The organism is Nostocoides vanveenii (assembly GCF_039531165.1).
GTDB lineage: Bacteria > Actinomycetota > Actinomycetes > Actinomycetales > Dermatophilaceae > Nostocoides_A > Nostocoides_A vanveenii.
The window spans coordinates 1-22,470 of record NZ_BAAAPN010000028.1 but is presented as its reverse complement, the minus strand read 5'-3'; the positions used below and the strand labels follow the sequence as shown (position 1 = coordinate 22,470).

21 protein-coding genes and 2 pseudogenes are annotated in these 22,470 nt (G+C 69.1%); 18 read left to right on the top strand and 5 right to left on the bottom strand.

Annotation, left to right across the window (positions count from 1 at the left end; all coding sequences use genetic code 11):
• Positions 1 to 3 precede the first annotated feature (3 nt).
• The 5 genes from sufC to ABD209_RS05220 are packed head-to-tail and all read left to right on the top strand — an operon-like array spanning position 4 to position 3,486.
• Entirely contained in the window at positions 4 to 762 is a 759-nt protein-coding gene (gene sufC, locus ABD209_RS05240) for a Fe-S cluster assembly ATPase SufC (RefSeq protein ID WP_344063107.1), read from the top strand.
• 7 nt (positions 763 to 769) lie between these two features.
• Positions 770 to 2,077 (top strand): SufS family cysteine desulfurase, encoded by a 1,308-nt coding sequence (locus ABD209_RS05235; RefSeq protein WP_344063104.1) that lies wholly within the window; start codon positions 770 to 772, stop codon positions 2,075 to 2,077.
• Positions 2,077 to 2,508, top strand: coding sequence for a Fe-S cluster assembly sulfur transfer protein SufU (gene sufU / locus ABD209_RS05230; RefSeq protein WP_344063101.1), 432 nt, complete (start codon positions 2,077 to 2,079; stop codon positions 2,506 to 2,508). The genes ABD209_RS05235 and sufU overlap by 1 nt, the downstream gene beginning before the upstream one ends.
• 11 nt (positions 2,509 to 2,519) lie before the next feature.
• On the top strand, positions 2,520 to 2,849 hold the full coding sequence (locus ABD209_RS05225; protein WP_344063098.1) for a metal-sulfur cluster assembly factor: 330 nt from the start codon (positions 2,520 to 2,522) through the stop codon (positions 2,847 to 2,849).
• A gap of 16 nt (positions 2,850 to 2,865) precedes the next feature.
• A complete protein-coding gene (locus ABD209_RS05220) occupies positions 2,866 to 3,486 on the top strand; it encodes an acVLRF1 family peptidyl-tRNA hydrolase (protein WP_344063095.1) in 621 nt (206 codons plus the stop codon).
• A gap of 16 nt (positions 3,487 to 3,502) precedes the next feature.
• Here ABD209_RS05220 and ypfJ read toward each other — a convergent pair whose 3' ends face one another.
• The gene (ypfJ, locus tag ABD209_RS05215; RefSeq protein WP_344063092.1) at positions 3,503 to 4,423 is read right to left on the bottom strand and encodes a KPN_02809 family neutral zinc metallopeptidase; all 921 of its coding nucleotides are present in this window, start codon (positions 4,421 to 4,423) and stop codon (positions 3,503 to 3,505) included.
• 160 nt (positions 4,424 to 4,583) lie between these two features.
• Between ypfJ and ABD209_RS05210 the strand changes: the two genes are divergently transcribed.
• The 8 genes from ABD209_RS05210 (at position 4,584) to ABD209_RS05175 (ending at position 14,453) form a co-directional block, all read left to right on the top strand.
• Positions 4,584 to 6,182 carry an ABC-F family ATP-binding cassette domain-containing protein gene (locus ABD209_RS05210; protein ID WP_344063089.1) on the top strand — a complete coding sequence of 533 codons (1,599 nt, stop codon included), beginning with the start codon at positions 4,584 to 4,586 and terminating at the stop codon, positions 6,180 to 6,182.
• Positions 6,183 to 6,274: 92 nt separating this feature from the next.
• The gene (locus ABD209_RS05205) at positions 6,275 to 7,945 is read left to right on the top strand and encodes a nitrite/sulfite reductase (RefSeq protein ID WP_425564575.1); all 1,671 of its coding nucleotides are present in this window, start codon (positions 6,275 to 6,277) and stop codon (positions 7,943 to 7,945) included.
• Positions 7,942 to 8,664 (top strand): phosphoadenylyl-sulfate reductase, encoded by a 723-nt coding sequence (locus ABD209_RS05200; RefSeq protein WP_324385475.1) that lies wholly within the window; start codon positions 7,942 to 7,944, stop codon positions 8,662 to 8,664. Before ABD209_RS05205 ends, ABD209_RS05200 begins: the two co-directional genes overlap by 4 nt.
• A complete protein-coding gene (cobA, locus tag ABD209_RS05195; RefSeq protein ID WP_344063083.1) occupies positions 8,661 to 9,971 on the top strand; it encodes a uroporphyrinogen-III C-methyltransferase in 1,311 nt (436 codons plus the stop codon). The genes ABD209_RS05200 and cobA overlap by 4 nt, the downstream gene beginning before the upstream one ends.
• A 9-nt stretch (positions 9,972 to 9,980) precedes the next feature.
• Positions 9,981 to 10,700 (top strand): sirohydrochlorin chelatase, encoded by a 720-nt coding sequence (locus ABD209_RS05190; RefSeq protein ID WP_344063080.1) that lies wholly within the window; start codon positions 9,981 to 9,983, stop codon positions 10,698 to 10,700.
• Positions 10,701 to 10,744: 44 nt separating this feature from the next.
• Entirely contained in the window at positions 10,745 to 12,622 is a 1,878-nt protein-coding gene (locus tag ABD209_RS05185; RefSeq protein WP_344063076.1) for an ABC transporter ATP-binding protein, read from the top strand.
• Between the two features lie 83 nt (positions 12,623 to 12,705).
• A complete protein-coding gene (locus tag ABD209_RS05180) occupies positions 12,706 to 13,737 on the top strand; it encodes an inorganic phosphate transporter (RefSeq protein WP_344063073.1) in 1,032 nt (343 codons plus the stop codon).
• A 20-nt stretch (positions 13,738 to 13,757) separates the two neighbouring features.
• Entirely contained in the window at positions 13,758 to 14,453 is a 696-nt protein-coding gene (locus ABD209_RS05175) for a DUF47 domain-containing protein (RefSeq protein WP_344063070.1), read from the top strand.
• 6 nt (positions 14,454 to 14,459) lie between these two features.
• Here the strand turns inward: ABD209_RS05175 and ABD209_RS05170 are convergent, their stop codons facing one another.
• From ABD209_RS05170 to ABD209_RS05160, 3 genes and pseudogenes are all read right to left on the bottom strand, one after another.
• Positions 14,460 to 15,338, bottom strand: coding sequence for an SURF1 family cytochrome oxidase biogenesis protein (locus ABD209_RS05170; RefSeq protein ID WP_344063067.1), 879 nt, complete (start codon positions 15,336 to 15,338; stop codon positions 14,460 to 14,462).
• A 4-nt stretch (positions 15,339 to 15,342) separates the two neighbouring features.
• Positions 15,343 to 15,564 (bottom strand): annotated as a pseudogene (locus ABD209_RS05165) (M15 family metallopeptidase); the annotation flags it as partial.
• Between the two features lie 21 nt (positions 15,565 to 15,585).
• Positions 15,586 to 15,918: a hypothetical protein gene (locus ABD209_RS05160; RefSeq protein ID WP_344063064.1), complete on the bottom strand. Its 333-nt coding sequence runs from the start codon at positions 15,916 to 15,918 to the stop codon at positions 15,586 to 15,588.
• A 398-nt stretch (positions 15,919 to 16,316) separates the two neighbouring features.
• Between ABD209_RS05160 and moaA the strand changes: the two genes are divergently transcribed.
• Both moaA and ABD209_RS19745 read left to right on the top strand, forming a co-directional pair.
• The gene (gene moaA, locus ABD209_RS05155; protein WP_344063230.1) at positions 16,317 to 17,321 is read left to right on the top strand and encodes a GTP 3',8-cyclase MoaA; all 1,005 of its coding nucleotides are present in this window, start codon (positions 16,317 to 16,319) and stop codon (positions 17,319 to 17,321) included.
• A gap of 20 nt (positions 17,322 to 17,341) precedes the next feature.
• Positions 17,342 to 17,407, top strand: coding sequence for a hypothetical protein (locus tag ABD209_RS19745; protein WP_425564578.1), 66 nt, complete (start codon positions 17,342 to 17,344; stop codon positions 17,405 to 17,407).
• A gap of 190 nt (positions 17,408 to 17,597) precedes the next feature.
• On the opposite strand, the pseudogene ABD209_RS19740 reads toward ABD209_RS19745, so the two are convergent.
• Positions 17,598 to 17,789, bottom strand: a pseudogene (locus ABD209_RS19740) (DUF3099 domain-containing protein); the annotation flags it as partial.
• Positions 17,790 to 17,962: 173 nt separating this feature from the next.
• Between ABD209_RS19740 and fabG the strand changes: the two are divergent.
• From fabG to ABD209_RS05135, 3 genes are read left to right on the top strand one after another with little or no spacing between them, the layout of a single operon-like run.
• On the top strand, positions 17,963 to 18,673 hold the full coding sequence (gene fabG, locus ABD209_RS05145) for a beta-ketoacyl-ACP reductase (RefSeq protein WP_344063059.1): 711 nt from the start codon (positions 17,963 to 17,965) through the stop codon (positions 18,671 to 18,673).
• Between the two features lie 49 nt (positions 18,674 to 18,722).
• Positions 18,723 to 19,481, top strand: coding sequence for an enoyl-ACP reductase FabI (gene fabI, locus ABD209_RS05140; RefSeq protein WP_344063056.1), 759 nt, complete (start codon positions 18,723 to 18,725; stop codon positions 19,479 to 19,481).
• Between the two features lie 7 nt (positions 19,482 to 19,488).
• Positions 19,489 to 21,669: a tetratricopeptide repeat protein gene (locus ABD209_RS05135; RefSeq protein WP_344063053.1), complete on the top strand. Its 2,181-nt coding sequence runs from the start codon at positions 19,489 to 19,491 to the stop codon at positions 21,667 to 21,669.
• Positions 21,670 to 22,470 lie beyond the last annotated feature (801 nt).

Here is a 22,470-nt window from a genome sequence, read left to right as displayed (position 1 = left end):
CCCTTGTCCACACTCGAAATTCGCGACCTGCACGTCAGCATCACCGCCGACGACGTCGAGAAGGAAATCCTCCGCGGCGTCGACCTGACCATCAACTCCGGCGAGACGCACGCGATCATGGGCCCCAATGGCTCCGGCAAGTCCACCCTTGCCTATTCCATCGCCGGCCACCCCAAGTACACCGTGACCGGCGGCTCGATCACTCTCGACGGCGAGGACGTCCTGGCCATGGGCGTCGACGAGCGCGCTCGGGCGGGGCTCTTCCTGGCCATGCAGTACCCCGTGGAGGTCCCCGGCATCACCGTGTCCAACTTCCTGCGCACCGCCAAGACCGCCGTCGACGGCGAGGCCCCCAAGCTGCGCACGTGGGTCAAGGATGTCAAGGAGGCCATGGGCAATCTGCGCATGGACCCCGCCTTCGCCGAGCGCGGTGTCAACGAAGGCTTCTCGGGCGGCGAGAAGAAGCGCCACGAGATCCTCCAGCTGGAGTTGCTCAAGCCGCGTTTCGCGGTGCTCGACGAGACCGACTCCGGCCTCGACGTCGACGCCCTGCGCGTCGTCTCCGAGGGCGTCAACCGAGCCCAGGAGAACACCGACCTCGGTGTCCTGCTGATCACGCACTACACGCGGATTCTGCGCTATATCAAGCCCGAGTTCGTGCACGTCTTCGTCGACGGCGTCATCGCCGAGGAGGGCGGGCCCGAGCTCGCCGAACGCCTCGAGAACGAAGGCTACGACCGCTTCCTCACCGCCGGGGTCTGAACCGCCGATGACGACCACCACGACGGCTGTCGCGGGCGCCTTCAGCGATCAGGAGCTGGCGCGCATCCGCGCCGATTTCCCGATCTTGGGCCGCACCGTCCGCGAGGACCGGCCGCTGGTCTACCTCGACTCCGGAGCCACCTCGCAGAAGCCGTATGCCGTGCTCGACGCCGAGCGGGACTGGTACACCCGGCTCAACGCCGCCCCGCACCGCGGCGCACACGCGCTCTCCGAGGAGGGCACCGAAGCGTATGAAGCCGCCCGCGTCACGATCGCCCGCTTCATCGGCGCGGCCGCGGACGAAGTGGTGTTCACGAAGAACGCGACCGAGTCGCTCAACCTCGCCGCCTATGCCTTCTCCAATGCACCAAGCGGCGGTGGCGGGGGTGCGGGCAACCGCTTCCTGCTGCGTCCGGGTGACGAGATTGTCGTCACCGAGATGGAGCACCACGCCAATCTCATTCCGTGGCAAGAGCTTGTGCGGCGCACCGGCGCGACGCTCAAGTGGCTGCCGGTCACGGACACCGGCCGCCTGGACCTGAGCGATCTCGACCGGATCGTCACCGAGCGCACCAAGGTTGTCGCCATCGTGCACGCGTCCAATGTGCTCGGGACGATCAATCCGGTTGCCACGATCGCGGCCCGCGCCCATGCAGTCGGGGCCTTGGTCGTGCTGGACGCCTGCCAATCCGTGCCGCACCTGCCCATCGATGTCGCGGGGCTCGACGTCGACCTGGTGGCGTTCTCCGGTCACAAGATGCTCGGCCCGATGGGCATCGGCGTGCTCTGGGGCCGCCGGGAGTTGCTGGCCGAGATGCCGGTCTTTCTCACCGGTGGCTCGATGATCGAGACCGTCACGATGGAGCGGGCCACCTATGCCCCAGCCCCGCAGAAGTTCGAGGCGGGGGTGCCCAACGCCGCCCAGGCAATCGGCCTGGCCGCCGCCTGCGACTACCTGACCGATCTTGGCATGGGCCGCGTGGCCGCCCACGAGCACGCCCTGACGGCCCTGCTCCTCGACGGACTCCACGCGCGCGCCTGGACACGCGTCGTCGGCCCGGACGACCTGCAAGATCGCGGGGGAGCGGTCTCCTTCGTCGTCGACGGCGTGCACGCCCATGACGTCGGCCAGATCCTCGACGACCACGGCGTCGCCGTCCGCGTCGGCCACCACTGCGCATGGCCCCTGCACCGGCGCTTCGGCGTTGCGGCGACGACCCGCGCCAGCCTCGCGCCCTACAACACCCCCGAGGAGATCGCGACCTTCTTCGCCGTCCTCGACCGGGTGCCGGACATCTTCGGGGTGACGCACTGATGGACCTCTATCAGGAACTCATCCTCGAGCACGCCAAGCGCCCCCAGGGTGCCGGGCTGCGCGAGCCATTCGCGGCGCAGGCCCATCACGTCAATCCCACCTGCGGCGACGAGGTGACCTTGCGCGTCGCGTTGGACGATGGCCGCGTCAGCGACGTCTCGTATGACGCGCTCGGGTGCTCGATCTCGGTGGCGTCGGCCTCTATGCTCACCGACCTGGTCACTGGGGAGGCGGTGGCAACGACGCGGGAGAAATACGCCGCCATCCGGGCGATGTTGACCTCCAAGGGTGCCGACCGCGGCGACGAGGACGTCATCGGCGACGCCGTCGCCCTGGCTGGCGTCGCCCGCTACCCCGCGCGCGTCAAGTGCGCCCTACTGCCCTGGATGGCCCTCGCCGATGCGCTGGCCATGACCGGAATCGATCTCTGAATTGGAGTGCCATGTCTGACACCGACACCCTGCCCGCCAATGTCGCCGACGTCGAAGAAGCGATGCGCGATGTCGTGGACCCCGAGCTCGGGATCAATGTCGTCGACCTCGGCCTCGTCTACGGGATCACCGTGGACGTCCAAAACCATGCTGTGCTCGATATGACCCTGACGTCCGCGGCCTGTCCGCTGACCGACGTGATCGAGGATCAAACCGATCAAGCTTTGACCGGTCTCGTCGCGTCGTATCGCATCAATTGGGTCTGGATGCCACCATGGGGCCCTGACAAAATCACCGACGACGGCCGGGAGCAACTTCGTGCCCTTGGTTTCAACATCTAACGCAGGTGGTGTCCCCGTGGCACCGCGCACCGTCGAAGTGGCGGCGGACCGGTTGGCCGGCTGGCTGACCGGCTTCGCCGACCGCCACGGCGGCCCCACAGCGACCGGCCGGCCCGACCGGATCGTCGGCGACGACGGCGCCGTCGCCCGCCTGGAATATTTCGATCACGACCCCCTGGGCCTGATCCTGGTGCGCCGCGGCGGGTATGCCGTGGGGCGCGTCCGCGCCGGCCGCCTGGTGCTGCACAAGGTCGGGACGCGCTACGTTCAATCGCGCACCTCGGCCGGTGGCTGGTCGCAACAGCGGTATGCCCGGCGTCGCGACAACCAGGCCGACGAGTTGGTGGGCGCCGTGGCCGACCACGCCGCCCGGATCCTTGTCGACCTCGCCGCCCCGATCGATGAGACAGGCGAACTGCCTGCCGGTGGGGCGCTGCCTCCCGGCCCGGGCCTGATCGTCGGCGGCGACCGCGAACTGGTCGCGTCCGTGCTCTCCGATCGCCGGCTCGCCGCCCTGCGCGAGTTGCCCCGGCGCGGCCTCTACGACCTGCCCGACCCCAACCGGGCCGTGCTGGAGACCGCCATCAAGCGCGGCACGTCCGTGCGCGTCTACCTGCTCGACACGCCCATCGCCTGACCTCATCGGCGCTGGGTCAGCTGACGACCTGGGTGTTGGGGTCGTTGACGTTGAAGGTGTTGCACTTGTTGATGTCGTCGCCGGCCTTCATCCCCTGGATGAACCAGCGCTGACGCCCTTCGGCGGAGCCGTGGGTCCAGGACTCCGGAGTGACCCGGCCCTGCGTCTTCTCCTGGATCTGGTCGTCGCCGACGGCGGAGGCGGCCGAGAGGGCCGAGCGGATGTCGGTCTCGGTCAGCGGCTTGAGATAGGTGGTGCCGGTCGCGTCCTTGGTGCTAGAGGCGTGCCCGGCCCACATGCCGGCAAAGCAGTCCGCCATCAACTCGATGCGCACGGCTCCACTGGTCTCGCCCTGCGGGTCCTGCTGCGCCCGGCCGAGCAAGCCGAGGATGTTCTGGATGTGGTGGCCGTATTCGTGCGCGACGACATACTCCTGCGCGAGCGCTCCGTCGTCGGCGCCGAAGCGCTGGGTGAGCAGGTCGAAGAAGCTCGCGTCGATGTAGATCTTCTCGTCCAGCGGGCAATAGAACGGGCCGACCTGGTTGGAGGCCGTGCCGCAGGCTGATTGCGTGGCTCCGCTATAGATGATCGTCCCGGGCTCGCGGAACTGCTTGCCGTAGCGGGGCAATTCATCGCTCCAGAAGGACTTGGCCGAGTTCACCGTGCCGACGATGCGGCACTCGGCGTACTTGTTGGCGTCCGCGCCGGTCTTGCACTGCTGCTGGATCGCGCTGCTGTCGACATTCTGCGCATTCGGGTCCGAGCCGGTCTGATCGCCACCGAGGCTGCCGGGATTGCCGCCGAGCAGCATGATGATGATCGCCAGGATCAACCCACCGATGCCGCCGCCGACCACCAGCCCGCCACGGCCCCCCCCGCCTCCTCCACCGCTACCGATGGAGGAGGTGTCCAGTTGGACGTCGTCGTTAAAACTCATGCAGGGGACCTTTCCCGGCAGTGGGGCCATTTCGGCCCCGGTGTGCGTGCGCCTTAGACTAACTGTCAGCCCTCAGTGACGTGTTCCTGAGGGAGCCCGTAATGACCGTGTCGTGACCTGCGCGCGCCCGGGCCCACATCGTATCAACCAGGAGTCTGCCGTGATCGCTGTCAGCGGTCTCGAACTGCGCGTCGGTTCGCGGCTTCTTTTGGACGACGCGACCTTCCGGATCAACGCCGGCGACCGCGTCGGGCTCGTCGGCCGCAATGGCGCCGGCAAGACCACGCTGTGCAAGGTCCTGGCCGGTGAGGCGCTGCCCGCGGCCGGGTCGGCCGTCAGTTCCGGCGAGGTCGGCTACCTCCCGCAGGACCCGCGCACCGGCGACTTGAGTGTCACCGGCCGCGACCGCATCCTCTCGGCGCGCGGCCTGGACACCATTGTTCGCGACCTGCGCAAGGCCGAGCACGCGATGGCGGCCGCCACCGAGGAAGCGCGCTCGAAGGCGATGCGCCGGTATGCCCGCCTGGACGCCGAATTCACCGCCGCCGGCGGGTATGCCGCCGAGTCCGAAGCCGCATCGATCGCCGCCGCTCTCGGGCTCACCGAGAAGCAACTGGACCAGGAGATCGGCACCCTCTCCGGCGGCCAGCGCCGCCGGATCGAACTCTCGCGCATCCTTTTCTCCGGGGCCGAGACGCTCCTGCTCGATGAACCGACCAACCACCTCGATGCCGACTCGATCGTCTGGCTTCGCGACTACCTCAAGGGCTACCCGGGTGGCCTGATCGTCATCTCCCACGATGTCGACCTGCTCGCGGTCGTCGTCAACCGGGTCTTCCACCTCGACGCCAACCGCGGGGTCATCGACGTCTACAACGTCGGCTGGAAGGCCTATCTCGAGCAGCGCGAACTCGACGAGCGGCGTCGCAAACGCGAATACGCCAACGCCCAGAAGAAGGCCGGCGCCCTGCTCGACCAGGCCGAGAAAATGCGCGCCAAGGCGACCAAGGCCACGGCTGCACAGAACATGATCCGGCGCGCCGAGCGGATGCTCGCCGGCGTGGAGGGGGAGCGCCAGCACGACCGGGTGGCCAAGCTGCGCTTCCCCGACCCGGCCCCGAGCGGGCGCACGCCACTGCGGGCGAGCGGGTTGTCGCGGTCATACGGCTCGACCGAGGTGTTCACCGACGTCGATCTGGCGATCGACCGCGGCTCGAAGGTCGTCGTCCTCGGCCTCAACGGGGCAGGCAAGACCACATTGCTGCGCATCCTGGCCGGCATCGACCCGCCGGACACCGGGCAGGTCGAGCCGGGGCATGGGCTCAAGCTCGGCTACTACGCGCAGGAGCACGAAAATCTCGACCTCGCGCGCTCGGTCCTGGAGAACATGAAGTCGGCCGCTCCCGACCTGGGGGAGACCGAGGTGCGCAAGGTGCTCGGTTCCTTCCTCTTCGTCGGTGACGACGTCGAGAAGCCAGCGCGGGTGCTCTCGGGTGGCGAGAAGACCCGCCTATCGCTCGCTCTACTTGTCGTCTCGGCGGCTAACGTGCTGCTCCTGGACGAGCCGACCAACAACCTCGACCCCGCCTCCCGGGCCGAGATCCTCAGCGCCCTGTCGACCTACAAGGGCTCGGTCGTGCTCGTCACCCACGACGAGGGCGCCGTGGCAGCACTTCAGCCGGAGCGGATCCTGCTGCTCCCCGACGGTGTGGAGGACCTCTGGGGCCCGGACTACCTCGACCTGGTGGCCCTCGCCTGACCGGCCCGAGGCGGCCAGACGTCCTGTCCAACACGTGATACGTATAACGGTGCGTTATGCGGTCCATAACGTCACCTTGTAGCATTTGCGATGTGACCGACACTGCAACCCGACCGACTCGGACCGCCGTCACCGGCGCCTGGGCGGACGGCGACCTGACCCCGCTGAACGGAAACGAAGCCTTCAAGCAGGCCGACGACGCGCTGAACGTCCGGCAGCGCATCATCGACGTCTACGCCAAGGAGGGCTTCGCGTCCATCCCGAGCGACGACCTGCGCGGCCGATTCCGCTGGATGGGCCTCTACACCCAGCGCCAGGAGGGCATCGACGGCGGCCAGACCGCGACCCTCGCCCCCGAGGAACTGGACGCCGAGTTCTTCATGATGCGCGTGCGCAGCGACGGCGGCATCCTGACGACCGAACAGTTGCGCACGATCGGCGCGCTCAGCACCGAGTTCGCGCGCGATACCGCCGACATCTCCGACCGGCAGAACATCCAGCTGCACTGGATCCGCATCGAGGACGTGCCAGCCATCTGGGAGCGCCTCGATGCGGTCGGTCTGCACACACTGGAAGCCTGCGGCGACGCCCCCCGCGTGATCATCGGCTCACCGGTCGCGGGAATCGCGGCGGACGAGATCATCGACGGCACGTGGGCGATCGAGGAGATCCGCCGCACCTACATCGGCAGCCCCGAGTTCTCCAACCTGCCACGCAAGTTCAAGACCGCGATCTCGGGCTCGCCGGCACTCGATGTCGTCCACGAGATCAACGACGTCTCCTTCGTCGGGGTCAACCACCCTGAGCTTGGCCCCGGGTTCGACCTGTGGGTCGGCGGCGGCCTCTCGGTGAACCCGATCTTCGCCCGCCGGCTCGGCGCCTTCGTCACCCTCGAGCAGGTGCCACAGGTCTGGGCCGGGGTCATCGGCATCTTCCGCGACTACGGCTACCGCCGCCTGCGCAACCGGGCCCGGCTGAAGTTCCTGATGTCCGACTGGGGTCCGGAGAAGTTCCGGCGGATCCTCCAGGACGAATACCTGGGGTATGCCCTCCCCGACGGTCCCGAGCCGGTCACGCCGCCGGACGGCCACCGCGACCACGTGGGCATCCACAAGCAGAAGGACGGCAAGGTCTGGGTCGGCACGGCTCCTATCGCCGGCCGCGTCAGCGGATCGACACTGACCGCGGTCGCCGACCTTGCCGAGAGCTACGGCTCGTTCCGTGTCCGGCTGACCCCTCATCAGAAGTTCCTCGTCCTCGACGTCGAGGAGGCGGACGCACCCGCCTTGGCCGAGCGGCTCGCGGCCCACGACCTGATCGCGCAGCCCAGCGTCTATCGACGAAATGCCTTGGCCTGCACCGGGATCGAGTTCTGCAAGCTGGGCCTGACCGAGACCAAGGCCCGGGCCCGCACGGTCGTCGTCGCGCTCGAACGACGCCGGCCCGAGATGGATGTGCCCTTCGGCATCCACGTCAACGGTTGCCCCAACGCATGCGCTCGCACCCAGGTCGGCGACATCGGCCTCAAGGGCATGGTGCAGCGCGACGAGAACGACGAACTGCAGGAGGTCTTTCAGGTGCATCTCGGCGGTGCACTCGGCATCAACCCGACGCTGGCGCGCAAGACCCGCGCCCTGAAGGTCACGGCCGAGGACCTGCCCGATTACATCGACCGGGTTGCCGGCCACTATCTCGAGCAGCGCGCCGAGGGTGAGAGCTTCGCGGCGTGGGCGCACCGAGCCGACGAGGACGACCTGCGGTGAGCGTGATCCCCGCCGAGAATCAGACGGCCGACATCGAGGAGTTCCTCGAGCGCGAGGCCGCGGCCACCACCTATGAGGAGAAGATCGCCCTCGGGCGCGACGTCCTCGCCTGGGCTCGTGAGCGCTTCGGGGACCAGTTGACCATTGCCAGCTCGATGGGCGATGAGATCCTGCTCCACCTCGCCGGGACGACGGCCCCGGGATTCGACGTCTTCTTCCTCGACACCGGCTACCACTTCCCTGAGACGATCGGCACCCGCGATGCGTATGCCGTGATGCTCCCCCTGTCGATCCGCACGGTCTACCCGCGCGAGAGCGTCGAGAGCCAGGACGTGCGATTCGGTCCCCGGCTGCACGACCGCAACCCCGACCTCTGCTGCCGGATGCGCAAGGTCGCGCCGCTCAATGCCGCCCTGGAGGGGTATGCCGCCTGGGTCACCGGGGTGCGTCGCGCCGACGCCGCGACCCGCGCCGACGCCCAGCTCATCGAGTGGGATGCCAAGCGCTCGATGCTCAAGATCAACCCGATCGTCGGCTGGTCCCACGACGAAGCGGACCGCTACGCCGCCGAGAACGGCGTCTTCTTGAACCCGTTGCGGCAGTTGGGTTTTGCCTCCATCGGCTGCGCGCCGTGCACCCGCGCTGTCGGTGAAGGCGAGGACCCCCGGGCCGGCCGGTGGGCGGGCCAGGACAAGGTCGAATGCGGGCTGCACATATGACCGCGCTGACGCTCGGCTGCGCCCCCGACTACCCGCTGACGCTGGACGTGCGCGGCCGCCGGGTCCTCGTCGTGGGCGGGGGAGTGGTGGCCGAGCGCCGCGTCCGGCGCCTCGTCGCCGCTGGCGCCGCCGTGCACCTCGTCTCGCCCGCTGCCACCGAAGCGCTGCGCGCATTCGCTGCCACCGGTGAGGTGGAGTGGGCGCAACGCACCTTCGCCCCCGGGGACCTGACGCTGCCCGTTCGGGCGTGGCTCGTGCATACGGCAACGGGCGTGCCAACGGTGGATCAAGCGGTCGCGGATGCGGCTGCAGCAGAGGCGATCTGGTGCATCCGCGCGGACGACGCGTCGGCGTCGGCCGCCTGGGTGCCGGCCGTCGGCGTCGGCCGCGGGGACGCCGACGGCATCCAGGTCGCCGTCACCGCGGGCGGGGACCCTCGGCGCGCAACGGCGCTGCGCGATGCGATCCTCGTCGCTCTGGACACCGGAGAGCTGCCCAGCCGCCGGCAGCGCGGTAACGACGCTCGACAGGAGCCGCCCGGGCGGGTCGCCCTCGTCGGGGGCGGGCCCGGCGCCGAGGATCTGATCACCGTCCGTGGCCGCCGCCTGCTCGCGCAGGCGGACGTCGTCGTGGCCGACCGCCTCGGCCCCACGACCGCGCTCGCCCACCTGGCGCCCAACGCGCTCATCGTGCCCGTGGGCAAGACGGCCGGTCATCACCCGGTGCCGCAATTCGAGATCAATGAACTGCTCGTGCGCCACGCGAAGGAGGGCGCCCAGGTGGTCCGCCTCAAGGGCGGCGACCCCTTCGTCCTCGGCCGCGGCGGTGAGGAGGCCTTGCACTGCGCGGCGCACGGCATTCCGATCGAGGTCGTGCCCGGTGTGACCTCCGGCATCTCGGTCCCCGCCGCCGCCGGCATCCCGGTCACCCACCGGGGCATCACCGCCTCCTTTGTGCTCGCCTCAGGCCACGACGGGCCCGCGTCCGTGCTCGCCGCCGCCCGCGACGCGGCACCCGATGCCACCCTGGTGCTCCTGATGGCGGTCTCCGCGCTCGCCACCATCGCCGAGGGGCTCATCGCCTCCGGCCGCGACCCCCGCACCCCGGTGGCGATCATCGAGTCCGGCTGGACACCCGAGCAACGCACGACCGTCACCGCTCTGGAGCGCGCCGCTGCCGACGCCCCCCGCGTCGGCGTTCGCGCCCCGGCGGTGATCGTCGTCGGCGACGTCGTCGCGGTTCGCGAACAACTGCAGCTCCTCTCCGGGTCGGCCGAGCCCTTTGCCGGGCCGACCGCGTCGGCTTAGATCGGACGTATGACGCCACTTCCCGACGACGCCGTGGCGGCCACCATCGTGCTGCTCGCGCATGGGTCGCCCGATCCGCGGCACGCGCACGGCATCGAGGCACTGGCCGCCCGCGTCGCCGTGCTCGACCCCGGCCGCGAGGTCCGGATCGCCTATCTCGATCACCATGGCCCGACCCCGGGGCATAGCGGTCACGTGCTGTCGGTTGCGGGTGCCGACCGGGACGTCGTGGTCGTTCCGGCCCTGCTCAGCCGCGCCTTCCATGTCGAGGTGGACGTCCCCGATGCGGCCGCGGCGTTGGCCACGGCATACGGGCGTCGCGTCCTGCTGGCGGACGCTCTGGGCCCGGACGCGGCGATCGGGGAGGCCATCGGGGAGCTCCTGCGGCGGGATCGTCCGAGCGCCGACGGCGTCGTCGTCTACGTCGCCGGGAGTTCGCGGCGTGCCGCCGTCGACGAACTGCTCGCCGCGATCGCTGCGGGTGTGCCGCCTGGCCCGCACTATGCCTTCGCCACCCTGGACGACTACAAACCCCTGGACGATGCCGTCGGCCACCTTAACGGGGGCGCCCAGGTGGTCGGGGTCTCGGCGATGCTCGCCGAGGGGGTGTTGCGCGACCGGATGGTCGCGCGGTGCCGCGCCGACGGCATACCTTTTGTCGGGGGCGTGCTCGGGGATACCGATGCGGTGGCACGGCTGGTGCTGGCCCGGGCCGCTGCCGCGCGGTGACCCACACGGGAATCGTTGTCGGTGCCTGACGGTTGACTTGGGCCATGAGCACGTCGCCCTGGCAAGTGATGCACAGCCTCACCCGCGACGGCAGCGTCGCCCAGACCGCGCTGCCGCCCGGGACCGCGCGTCGCGTTTTGACGTATGCCCGCCCCTTCCGCGCGGTCATCGCGGCCTTCCTCACGCTGGTGGTCATCGACGCCCTCTTCGTCGTCGCCACCCCGCTGCTGCTCGCCCGGCTCGTCGATCGCGGGGTCATCCCCGGCGACAAGGCGCTGGTCATAGAGCTGGCCTCGATCATCGCCGTCATCGCCGTCCTCGACGCCGGCGTCTCGGTCTTTTCGCGGTGGTATTCCGCGCGCATCGGCGAGGGGCTGATCTATCACCTGCGCACGCAGGTCTTCGGACACGTCCTGCGGCAGCCGATCGCCTTCTTCACCCGCGCGCAGACGGGTGCCCTCGTCTCTCGCGTCAACAATGACGTCATCGGGGCGCAACAGGCCTTCACCAGCGTGCTGTCGAGCGTGGTGAGCAATATCGTCTCACTCACCCTGATCGTCGCCGCCATGCTCGCGCTGTCGTGGCAACTGACCCTGGCGGCGCTCGCCCTTGTCCCCTTCTTCCTGCTGCCCGCCCGGTGGATGGGGCGTCGGCTCGCCGCCCTGGCGCACGAGCAGATGAATCTCAATGCCGAGATGGGCTCCCGGATGACCGAACGCTTCAACGTGGGGGGAGCCCTGCTCGTCAAGCTCTTCGGTGACCCCGAGCGCGAGGATCGCGAGTATGCCGATCGCGCCGCCCGCGTCCGTGACATCGGGATCAAGATCGCGATGAACCGCACGATCTTGTTCATCGCGTTGACGTTCATCGCGTCGCTGGCGACAGCGATGGTCTACGGCTTCGGTGGCGTCATGGCCATCGACAAGACCCTGACCGTCGGCACCCTGATCGCCCTCGCCACGCTGCTCGCCCGCCTCTACGGGCCGCTGACCACCCTGAGCAATGTGCGCGTCGACGTCATGACGGCCCTGGTCTCATTCACCCGGGTCTTCGAGATCCTCGACCTGACCCCCGCGATCCGCCAGGCCCCGAACGCTCAACCCCTGCCGGGGGGAGCCCTGGGCGTGGACTTCGACCAGGTCGACTTCCGCTATCCCGGCGCGGATCAGGCATCGCTGAAGTCGCTCGAGACGACGGTGTCCGGGGACCGGTCCGCCGGGGCTGTGGTGCTGCGCGAGGTGACCTTCTCTGCGGCGCCGGGCGAGCTGGTCGCCCTCGTCGGCCCCAGCGGTGCGGGCAAGACGACGATCACCAATCTCGTTGCGCGCCTTTATGATCCGAGTTCCGGGACGATCCGGCTGCAGGGGATGGATCTGCGTGACGCCACGTTAGCTTCGGTCACCGGCGCGGTCGGCGTGGTGACCCAGGAGTCGCATCTCTTCCACGACACCATCCGGGCCAATCTCCTCTTCGCGGCTCCCGAGGCGACCGAGGAGCAGATCCATGCCGCTCTCGAGGCGGCGCAGATCGGCGGCTTGGTGGCCGGCCTGCCCAATGGCCTCGACACGGTCGTCGGTGACCGGGGCTACCGGCTCTCCGGCGGTGAGAAGCAGCGACTGGCCATTGCTCGCTTGCTGCTGAAGGGGCCGGGCCTGCTCGTCCTGGACGAGGCGACCGCGCACCTGGACAGCGAGTCGGAGTTGATGGTGCAGCGCGCCCTCGACACCGCGCTGGCCGGCCGCACTGCCCTGGTGATCGCCCACCGCCTCTCCACCGTTCGCCGGGCCGACCAGATCCTCGTCGTCGACGGCGGCCGCATCGTCGAGCGTGGCCGCCACCACGAATTGCTCGCGGCCGGTGGCTTGTATGCCGATCTCTACCGCACCCAATTCAGCGAGGCGGACGCGCCCGTCGCGGGGTGAGTCTTGCCTCTCTTCCCAAATACGAGGGTGAGCCCTACAGTCGGCGCCGGATGAATTCCAGGTGAACGGAAGGCAAAGACGCCATGACGAGCTTGACCGCGCTCGCGGTGCTCGCCGTCGTCCTTGTCGTGCTCTTCGACTACACCAACGGCTTCCACGACGCCTCCAACATCATTGCAACCGTCATCGCCTCGCGAGCGATGACCCCGATCCAGGCGGTCGTCATCGTCGCGACGTTCGAATTCCTCGGGCCCCTGCTCGGTGGCTCGGCGGTGGCCAACACCATCGGGAAGTTCGTCGAACTCGGCGACGTGGATGCGCGACGCGCGATCCTGATCATTCTCGCGGGCCTGGTCGGCGCGATCGTGTGGAATCTCGGGACCTGGTGGCTCGGCATACCGTCATCGTCATCGCACGCGCTGACCGGCGGCCTGTGCGGCGCCGTCGTTGCGAGTGTCGGTGCGGGACACGTGATCTGGGGCTTCGGCGAGCTGGGACGCGGGCATGTCACGGGCGTGACCAAGGTGCTCATGGGGCTACTGCTCAGCCCGATCGTCGGCTTCGTCATCGGCTTCCTGCTGCAGAAGATCTCCGCCCTGCTGCTTCGTCGCGCCCGGCCGAGCGCCAACACCGGGCTGCGGCGCGCCCAATGGGTGACCTCGGCGTGGCTGGCCTTCTCGCACGGCGCCAATGACGCCCAGAAGTCGATGGGTATCTTGACCCTCGTCCTCCTGCTCGCAGGGCGGATCGCCGACTTCGCCGTGCCCTTCTGGGTGATGTTGATATGCGCGAGCGCGATCACCTGCGGGATCCTCTCGGGCGGGTGGCGGATCGTGCGGACCGTCGGTTTCGGCATCTACAAGATCCGGCCCATCCACGCACTCGATGCCCAACTGACCTCCGCCGGCGTCATCTACGCCGCCTCCCTGCTCGGCGCACCGGTCTCGACCACCCACGTCGTCTCGTCCTCGATCATGGGCATCGGTGCCGCCGACCATGCCCGCGACGTGCGTTGGGCCAAGGCCAAGGAGATCCTCACCACCTGGCTGGTCACGATCCCCGGATCAGCCGCCGTCTCCGTGGTGACGATCCTGATCATCCGACTCTTCTGGTAACCCCCGACAAGGAGCGCCCAATGGACACTGAGCACGGACCGATGCGGCTGGTGCGCCGGGTCTTCCCCAAGAACCCGGACTTCTTCGACCTGCTCCGCGCACAATCCAAAGGAGCGGTCGCGAGCCTGGAGTTGCTCGTGGAGTTCATGGAGTCCGACGGTGACCCAGACTTCGGGGCCCGGGTCAAGGACAACGAGATCGCGGCCTCGGCGATGAAAGAGGCCAGCATGAACGCCCTCAACGCTGCCTTCTCGACCCCGATGGACCGAGAGGAGCTCTACCGAGCGATCTCGTCCCTGCACCGGCTGACCACCTATGCCCGCACGACGGTTCGCGAGATGGAGGTGCTCCGCGTGGCGCCGGACGCACACACCATCCGGATGGCGTCGCTCCTGCTGGAGGGCGCCCGGGCCCTGGACGAGGGCTACGGCAAGCTCGAACACGAGACGGCGATGGCCGAGGGCCTGGCGGACAGGGCCCGCATCAGCGAACGGCGCGTCGAGAAGGAATATCGCAAGGCCCTTGCCGAGCTCTTCGACCCAGCCGAGGACGTGCGCCGCCTGGAGTCGCTGGACGGACCGACGGGGCCCGCGGCCTACGCGATGGTGATGGACGTCTTCAAACGCCGTGAGGTCTATCGGCACCTGTCCAATGCCGGCGACCGGGTGGCACGGGCGGGTGACACCCTGCACGACATCGTGGTGAAGTTGGTCTGACGGCGCTCAGGCATCCTCTTCGTCCCAGATCCGCACCTTGCCCGGCTTGCGCTCCGTCGCGCGCGGCCTCCGTCGAGCGACCGGGCGGGCTTCGGCGCGGGTGTCGAGAGCGTCGGTGGGCGGGGAAGCCGAGCCGGGTGCCTCCGATTCGTCCGCGGCCACTCCTTCCTCGCGACGCAGTCCGAAGAAGATCAGGATGAAGCCCAAGGGCATGCTGACCCACCACTGATAGGCGTAGGCCTGGTGGGGCCCGAGCCCGGTGTCGGGCAAGCCGAGCGGCGTCGGCACCCCGCCCGCGGTCGGGGTCGAGGCAGCGCCGGGGTCGCCGGCCGACTGGACATAGCCGCCGAGCAGCGGGGTGCCGAGGGCCGCGGCTGCCTCGGGGAGGTTGATGCTGGCCAGTTGCCCCTGCGCGGCAACCTTGCCCCGCGCTTGCTCGCCGACCCGCAGCCAACCGGTCATCGTGACCTGACCTGCCGGCGCGGGGGCGATCCGCGGAATCGTCTCGGCGCCGTTGTCGCCCAAGGGGATCCAGCCCCGGTCGATGAGCACGAGGGCGCCGTCGGTGGTGCGGAAGGGCGTCAATACCTCATAACCGACGTCGCCGTTGAAGGTGCGGCCGCGGGCGACGAGGGTGGGATCGGCATACGTTCCGGTGGCGGTGACATGCGTCCACTCGTCGGCGATGGGGAGCGGCCTCGCGGTGAGGATGTCGGTGAGGGGCCGCGGTGGGGCGTCGTAGTGGGCCGAGATCCGGGTGTTGCGATCAGCCTTGGCCTGATAGCGCGAGTACTGCCACCAGCCGAGGTGGTAGGCGACGAAGGCGAACAGAGCCGCGAGCAGCAGGGCGCCGAGCCACCGAGGGGTCAGCAGCGGGCGGATCACCGGCTCACGGTACCTGCCGTGGCAGCTGGAAATGCTGCAGGTCCGGTTGCGCCCACGTCCCGCCCCAGGTGAACCCTTGATCGGTGAAGGCGCGGACGGCCGGGCTCGTCGCACTCGTGAAGGTCCCCGGCGCGCGGCGGTGCTCGAGGAAGTAGGTGTCGGGATAGACGGTGTCGGAGGCGCTGACATACGGGTTCTCGAAGGGATTGATGTCGATCGCCACCCCGTATGCGTGCGTCCTCCACCGTTAGCTCGCCTCCGCACCGCCCACATAGCGGCAGTTGAAGGCGGAGGTGTTGTCGGCGGTCATCGAGGCGTAGTCGTCGGCTCCCGGTCCCTTCGGGTTGCGGCCCCAGGAGCGTCGAGCGGATGCATCTGGCGGATCGGGAAGCGCTGGGCGTAGAGCGCGGCGAAGTGCCGCGGGGGTAGCCGCAGCGGCCGCGAGGACCAGGCGCCCGCGATGGCGGGACCCGTCGAATCCGTAGGCGTTCACGGCGAGGACGCGCAGCCCGTCCCGGCCGACCGGGCAGGCCGAGGTCCATGCGACGCCCTCGAGGGCGGCCCATGTCGAGTCGTCCACCCGTGTGATGACCCGGGTTGACGCCCTCCCCCACGGCCGGGGCGAGCAGCGCGGCGGGACTGGGTGACGGCGTCAGGCCCGCTGTTGGGGTTGGCACGCTTGTGCTCGTTCGCGATGCGCTGGGGACGGATGACGCACGGTTCGCTGGGGATGACGACGACCCCCCGGAGCTCGGCGAAGGGGACAGCCTTGTCGTCGCGGCTGTGGGCTGCGAGGCCGTGGATGGTGAAGCGGACCCGGTGCTGGCGGCCGACAGCGCGACCCCAGCCACGACCGTTGCGGTCCGAGCCACAAGCGGGACCGAGCGGTGTGAATGCGGCGGGTCCAACGGCATACGGCTATTGAACAGGGGGGCATGCCCCGGACAACTTAGGGTGGGCTGTGTGACCGATCTGCCCATGCCGACCTGGCGGCCCGACGACGGGCTCGTCGACACCTTCGGGCGGGTGGCCCGCGATCTGCGGGTCTCGGTGACGGACCGGTGCAATTTGCGGTGTACCTACTGCATGCCCGCGGAGGGCCTGCCCTGGCTGCCCAAGGCCGAGATGCTCTCGGATGACGAGTTGATCCGGCTGATCGGCGTCTTCGCCGGGCTGGGCGTGCGTCAAGTCCGGCTGACCGGCGGCGAGCCGCTCCTGCGGCGTTCGCTCGTGGACCTGGTGCGTCGGATCGCCGAACTCGAGCCGCGGCCGACCATCGCGATGACGACCAATGGGCTGGGTCTCGACCGGCTGGCGGAGCCCTTGCGCGCGGCCGGCCTGGACCGCGTCAATGTCTCGCTGGACACGATCGATCCCGAGGAGTTCGTCGCCCTGACGCGGCGCGACCGGCTGGCCGATGTCGAGGCGGGACTTCGGGCGGCTCATCGGGCGGGGCTGACCCCGGTCAAGGTCAATGCGGTCGCGATGCGTGGCATCAATGACACCGATGTCGCCGAGCTGCTCGCCTGGTGCCTGGCGCGCGGCTATGAGCTGCGCTTCATCGAGCAGATGCCGCTGGACGCGGGCCACCACTGGCAGGCCAGCGAGATGGTGACCGCGGGGGAGATCCACGACCGGCTCAGCGCACGCTTCGCCCTGACGCCGGCGCCCGGGCGGGGGAGTGCGCCCGCGGAGCGCTTCTTCATCGACGGCGGGCCGGCGACCGTGGGCATCATCGCCAGCGTCTCGGCGCCCTTCTGCGCCGCGTGCGACCGAGTGCGGCTCACCGCCGACGGGCAGGTCCGCAACTGCTTGTTCGCCAACGCCGAGTCCGACCTGCGCACGCCGCTGCGCGCCGGCGCGAGCGACGCGGAGCTGGCCGAGTTGATCCGGGGTGAGATGTGGCGCAAGGCCCGCGGCCATGGCATCGGCAGCCCGGACTTCCACCAGCCCGACCGGCCGATGTCCGCCATCGGCGGCTGACCGCGCGGACTCATCAGCGTGTGGAAGTCACCAAGAACGGGCGGCGGGCGGCCGTGTTGCTCGCCGTCGATGATGAGACTCGTTGATCGAGACCTTGGCTATCCTCGGGGACGCCGAAGGCGTGCCGCCTACGCCTGAGTCGTCGGGCGTGACGATCTGGCCCTCGAGAATGACGCGTTCGGCACCCGACGGCTTGGCTGCTGGCTGCGATTCGAGCCACAACGGCGTCTCGCTCGTGCCGGCATACGTCATCGTGCCTTCGGGCCGAGGCTTGACGGCATTGGCCAAGACGACCGCGATATAGGGCAAAAGGACGGCCAGGGCGACGGCAGTCCAGCGCATCCAGCCGTGTAGCGGCACGGCAGCCAAGAAGCAGGTCGTCCGGATGCCCATCGTGATCAGGTAGCGCTTGATGCGGGATTCCTGTTCTAGCGCCAGGCTCTCGGGTGCGGTCGTGACCGACGGCACTTCGCGCGGCCCACTGATCACCGCTCAACTCTATGCCTCGCCCTCCTGGGCCGGACTGACCGTGATCCGAGCATCTGCCCCGGGCACCACACCGTCGGTCCCGTCATCGTCCACGCTGGCCCACTAGGGTCGTCCCCAGCGGCCTTTTCCGGACCCTCAGGAGGAATCTTCGTATGACTGCTCGCAACGTCCTCGTCACCGGCGGCAACCGCGGTATCGGTCAGGCGATCGCCGAGGCGATGCAAGCGGCAGGCCACACTGTGTTGATCACCAGCCGCTCGGGCGAGGCACCGGACGGATTGACCGCTGTCCAGGGCGATGTCACCGACACCGAGTCCGTGGATGCGGCCTTCAAGGCCGCTGAGGAGCACTTCGGTGGGCCGGTCGAAGTCGTCGTCGCCAACGCTGGCATCACCAAGGACGGCCTGCTGATGCGGATGTCGGATGACGACTTCGAGGCTGTCATCGACACCAACCTCGCCGGCGCCTTCCGCTGTGCCCGTCGGGCGAGCGCCGGCATGATCAAGAAGCGCTTCGGCCGGATCGTCTTCATCTCCAGCGTCGTCGGGCTCTATGGCGGCCCGGGGCAGACGAACTATTCGGCGTCCAAGTCCGGCCTGGTCGGCCTCGCCCGCTCAATCACCCGCGAACTCGGTGGACGCGGTATCACGGCCAATGTCGTCGCCCCCGGCTTCATCGAGACCGATATGACGGCGGAACTGCCCGAGGACCGGCAGAAGGCCTACAAGGCGGCCATACCGGCGGGCCGATTTGCCACGCCCGCGGAGGTGGCGGCTGCCGTGCTCTTCCTCGCGTCGGACGAGGCGGCCTACATCTCCGGGGCCGTCATCCCGGTCGACGGCGGCCTCGGCATGGGCCACTGACACCGACTCCACACCAGATTCTCGCCGACACCACGCGAAAGGACGCCCGATGTTGCTCGAGGGCAAGACCTTGTTGATCACCGGAGTTCTGATGGACTCCTCCATCGCCTTCCACGTCGCCAAGCTGGCGCAGGAGCAGGGCGCGAAGGTCATCCTGACCTCCTTCGGACGGACCATGAAGATCACCTCGACGATCGCCAAGCGTCTGCCCGAGACACCTGCCGTCATCGAACTCGACGTCGCCGACCAGGGGCACCTCGACACCCTTGCCGAGCGGCTGAAGGAGCACACCGACACCCTCGACGGGGTCCTGCACTCGATCGGCTTCGCCCCGCAGGGCGCCTTCAACTTCCTCGAAGGCACGTGGGAGGACGTCTCGACCGCGATCCAGATCAGTTCCTACAGCCTCAAGGCCCTCGGTGTTGCGGCACTGCCGTTGATGGGTGTCGGCGGCTCAATCGTCGGCCTGACCTTCGACGCGAAGTTCGCCTGGCCCGTCTATGACTGGATGGGTGTCGCCAAGGCAGCGTTCGAGTCGACCAACCGCTACCTGGCTCGCGACCTCGGGCCCAAGGGGATTCGCTGCAATCTCGTCGCTGCCGGTCCGATCCGGACGACGGCTGCCAAGTCGATCCCCGGATTCGAGCGCTTCGAGCAGATCTGGGACGAGCGAGCCCCGCTCGGCTGGAATGTCAACGACCCGGTGCCGGCCGCCCAGGCCTGCGTTGCGCTCCTGAGCGACTGGTTCCCCGCCACCACCGGCGAGATCGTGCACGTCGACGGTGGCGTGCACGCCATGGGCCAGTAACTCCTCGATGACCGAACCTGTCAGCGCTTCCGAGGTCCGCCTACTCGAGGGCCCCAACCTCTATTTCACCCGCCCCGCACTGAAGGTCATGCTGGCCCTGCCCGGCTATCTCGACGCGCCGGCCGCGCAACTGACCGAGATCGTGCACCGACTCGGTATGCGTGCCCGGGTCGGCACGCCCGGGTCGGTCCAACGTCGCGCCTTCATCCTGCGCCTGCCGGTCTTCCTCGTCCGCGCCGTCGCCAAGCGGGCGGGCACGGCCCGAGTCGGCGTCCGCGCCCGACCCGGCGTCCATCCCGAGGATGTCGTCGTCGCGGCCGTCTGGCGCTCTCGCGGCCGCGCCGAGGTGCTCGGCGACGGCCTGGCCCCCGTTCTGGCGCAACTGCTTTCAAGTGCCGAGCCGGAGCCGCTCCTTAGTGATCTGGCAGATCGGATGAACGCTGCGGAGCGGGGTCGGGCCGCTACGGTGCTGACGCCGACTATCCCCGTCGTGTCGATCACCGGCACCAATGGCAAGACGACGACCACCCGGCTGGTCGCGCACATCGCGATGACGGCCGGCAAGAAGACCGCGTGGAGTTCGACGGACGGTGTCGTCGTCATGGGCGAGGTCGTCGAACCCGGTGACTATTCCGGCCCGGCCGGCGCACGCGGCGTGCTCGCGACCCCGGACTTGGAGATCGGCGTTCTCGAGACGGCCCGCGGGGGCCTGCTCCTGAAGGGCATGGGCGTCACGACCAACGACGTGAGCGTCGTCACCAATGTCTCCGCCGACCATCTCGGTCTGCAGGGGATCGACACCGTCGATCAACTTGCCGAGGTCAAGGCCATTGTCACCACGGTCACCAGGCCGACCGGCTGGACAGTCCTGAACGGGGAGGACCCCCGCGCCTGGGCCATGCGTGCGCGCTCACCGGGGCGGCCGTGGGCCTTTGCCCTCGACCCCAGCGCCCCCGCTCTGCGCGAGGCGATCGATGCCGGCGGGCGGGGAATCACCGTCGCCGACGGGGACGTCACGATCCTGTATCCGGGCGGCCGCACCGAGCGACTCTTGCCGCTGCGCGATATTCCGGCCACGCTGTCCGGACTGTCGGTGCACAACATCGCCAACGCCCTCGCCGGGGCGGCCGCGGCCCTCGGGCTCGGCCTGCCCGTGGACGCCGTGGTCGAGGGCTTGCGCTCCTTCATCCCCGACGAGACCCTCAACCCCGGCCGGATGAATATCTACTCGCTGCCGGTCGCCGGGGGCAGCGCCTCGGTCATCCTCGACCTAGCCCACAACGAGGCCGGTCTGGAGGCCCTCCTCGACGTCGCCCGCGGGCTGACCCCGGCGGGCGGGCGCGTCCTGCTCGCGCTGGGGACGGCGGGGGACCGCACCGACGAGATCCTGGCGTCCCTGGGCGAGATCGCCGGACAACGCGCCGACGTCGTGGTCATCGCCCACAAGGACAAATACCTTCGCGATCGCACCACGGCCGACTTCGAGACGCACTTCGGCATCGGGCTGGCACGCACCGGACGCGGCAGCGTCCCGGCGCATGCCAGCGAACTCGCCGGCCTCGAGGCGCTCGCAGCCCTCGCAGCGGACGGCGATGTCATCGCGATCATGACGCACGAGCAGCGACTCGCCTGTGTCGACTGGTTGCACAGCCGGGGCGCAACCCCCGACCTGCCCGCCGACATTCGTCGCAAAGTCACGGTGGCGCAAGGGAAACACGACCTCGACGCCAACTTCGACGCGGTGTGGGCGAGCACCGACCCGGCCGAGCGCATCGCGATGGCGAGCACACTGCATACGGCCAATCCGGGAGACCCGCGCGTCACCTTCGAGTATGCCGGCGCCCTCGACGCCGGGGACGAGACCGCCGCCGCGATCGAGCAGTATGAAGCGGCCCTGGCCGCCGGATTGCGCGAGCCCCACCGCCACCGTGCCCGCATCCAACTCGCCTCGAGCCTGCGGCTCGCGGGCCGCGCCGACGAGGCGAGCGCCCTGCTCGCCGAGCTGGCCAGCGAGCGACCGGAGAGCGCGGCCGTCATCGCCTTCGGAGCCCTCGCGGCCCTCGAGGCCGGCCGGGCGCAGGTCGCCGTGGCGGACCTCATCGACGCCCTCCTCGCCCGCGCGATCGACGATGACAGCCAGCAGTACCGCGCGGCCATCTCCAGACATGCCGCGCTTCTGCGCACGTGACAGTAGCCCGACGACGTCCGGGGACAATGGCCCGGCCAGGAAGATGCACTCGGCCCTAGCCTCCGTCTTTCACGGGCAGCGGTTTGATGCCTTGATGTTCGCGCTGGTGCTGTTTGTGGTGGGTGGGCTGGCTGGGGGGTGCCGCGTGGCGCTGCGGTGCGGGTCTTCGAGGGTCCTTGGGTCGCGGTGGTCAGGGCCGAGTGTGTTGTCAGGTCAGGAGCGGGATGGCCATCACAGCGGTGAATGCGGCGACGGCGGCCTGGGTCCAGGGCCAGGTTTCCGGCAGGCGGGGGGTGGCGGCGTCGTCCGCTGGTGGTGAGTCGGGCGGGGATGTGGAGGAAGCGGTAGCGCAGGGCTTTCGGTTCGCAGGTCTTCAACGTCTCGGGCAGCGCGCNGGGTACCTCCCGCTTGCGGGGGAGGGGAAGCGGCCGAGGCCGGTGTCTTTCGCGTGCCGGATGCTGTCTTCGACGCGGGCGTGGGCGCGGTGGCGGGCTTCGAGGAACGCCAACTGTCCGGTGGTGGTGTTGGTCGCGAACGCTTGGTAGCGCCACCCGTCGGCGTGTTCGAAGAGGGAGAGTTGCGCGCCGGGGTGGGGGTGTTCCTGTCGGACGATCACCCGCATCCCGGTCGGCCATTTCTCGGTCATCTCCTTCGGGAGTAGGCCGGTGATCTCGACGATGTCGGCGTGCTCACGGAACATCGCCGTCGGTGTCCATCGCGGGGGTCCAGGCCCGTTTCGGCACCCGCGTGATGGCCTCGCGGATGGTCTCGGTGACCGCGAACCCGACGCTGTACTGGACC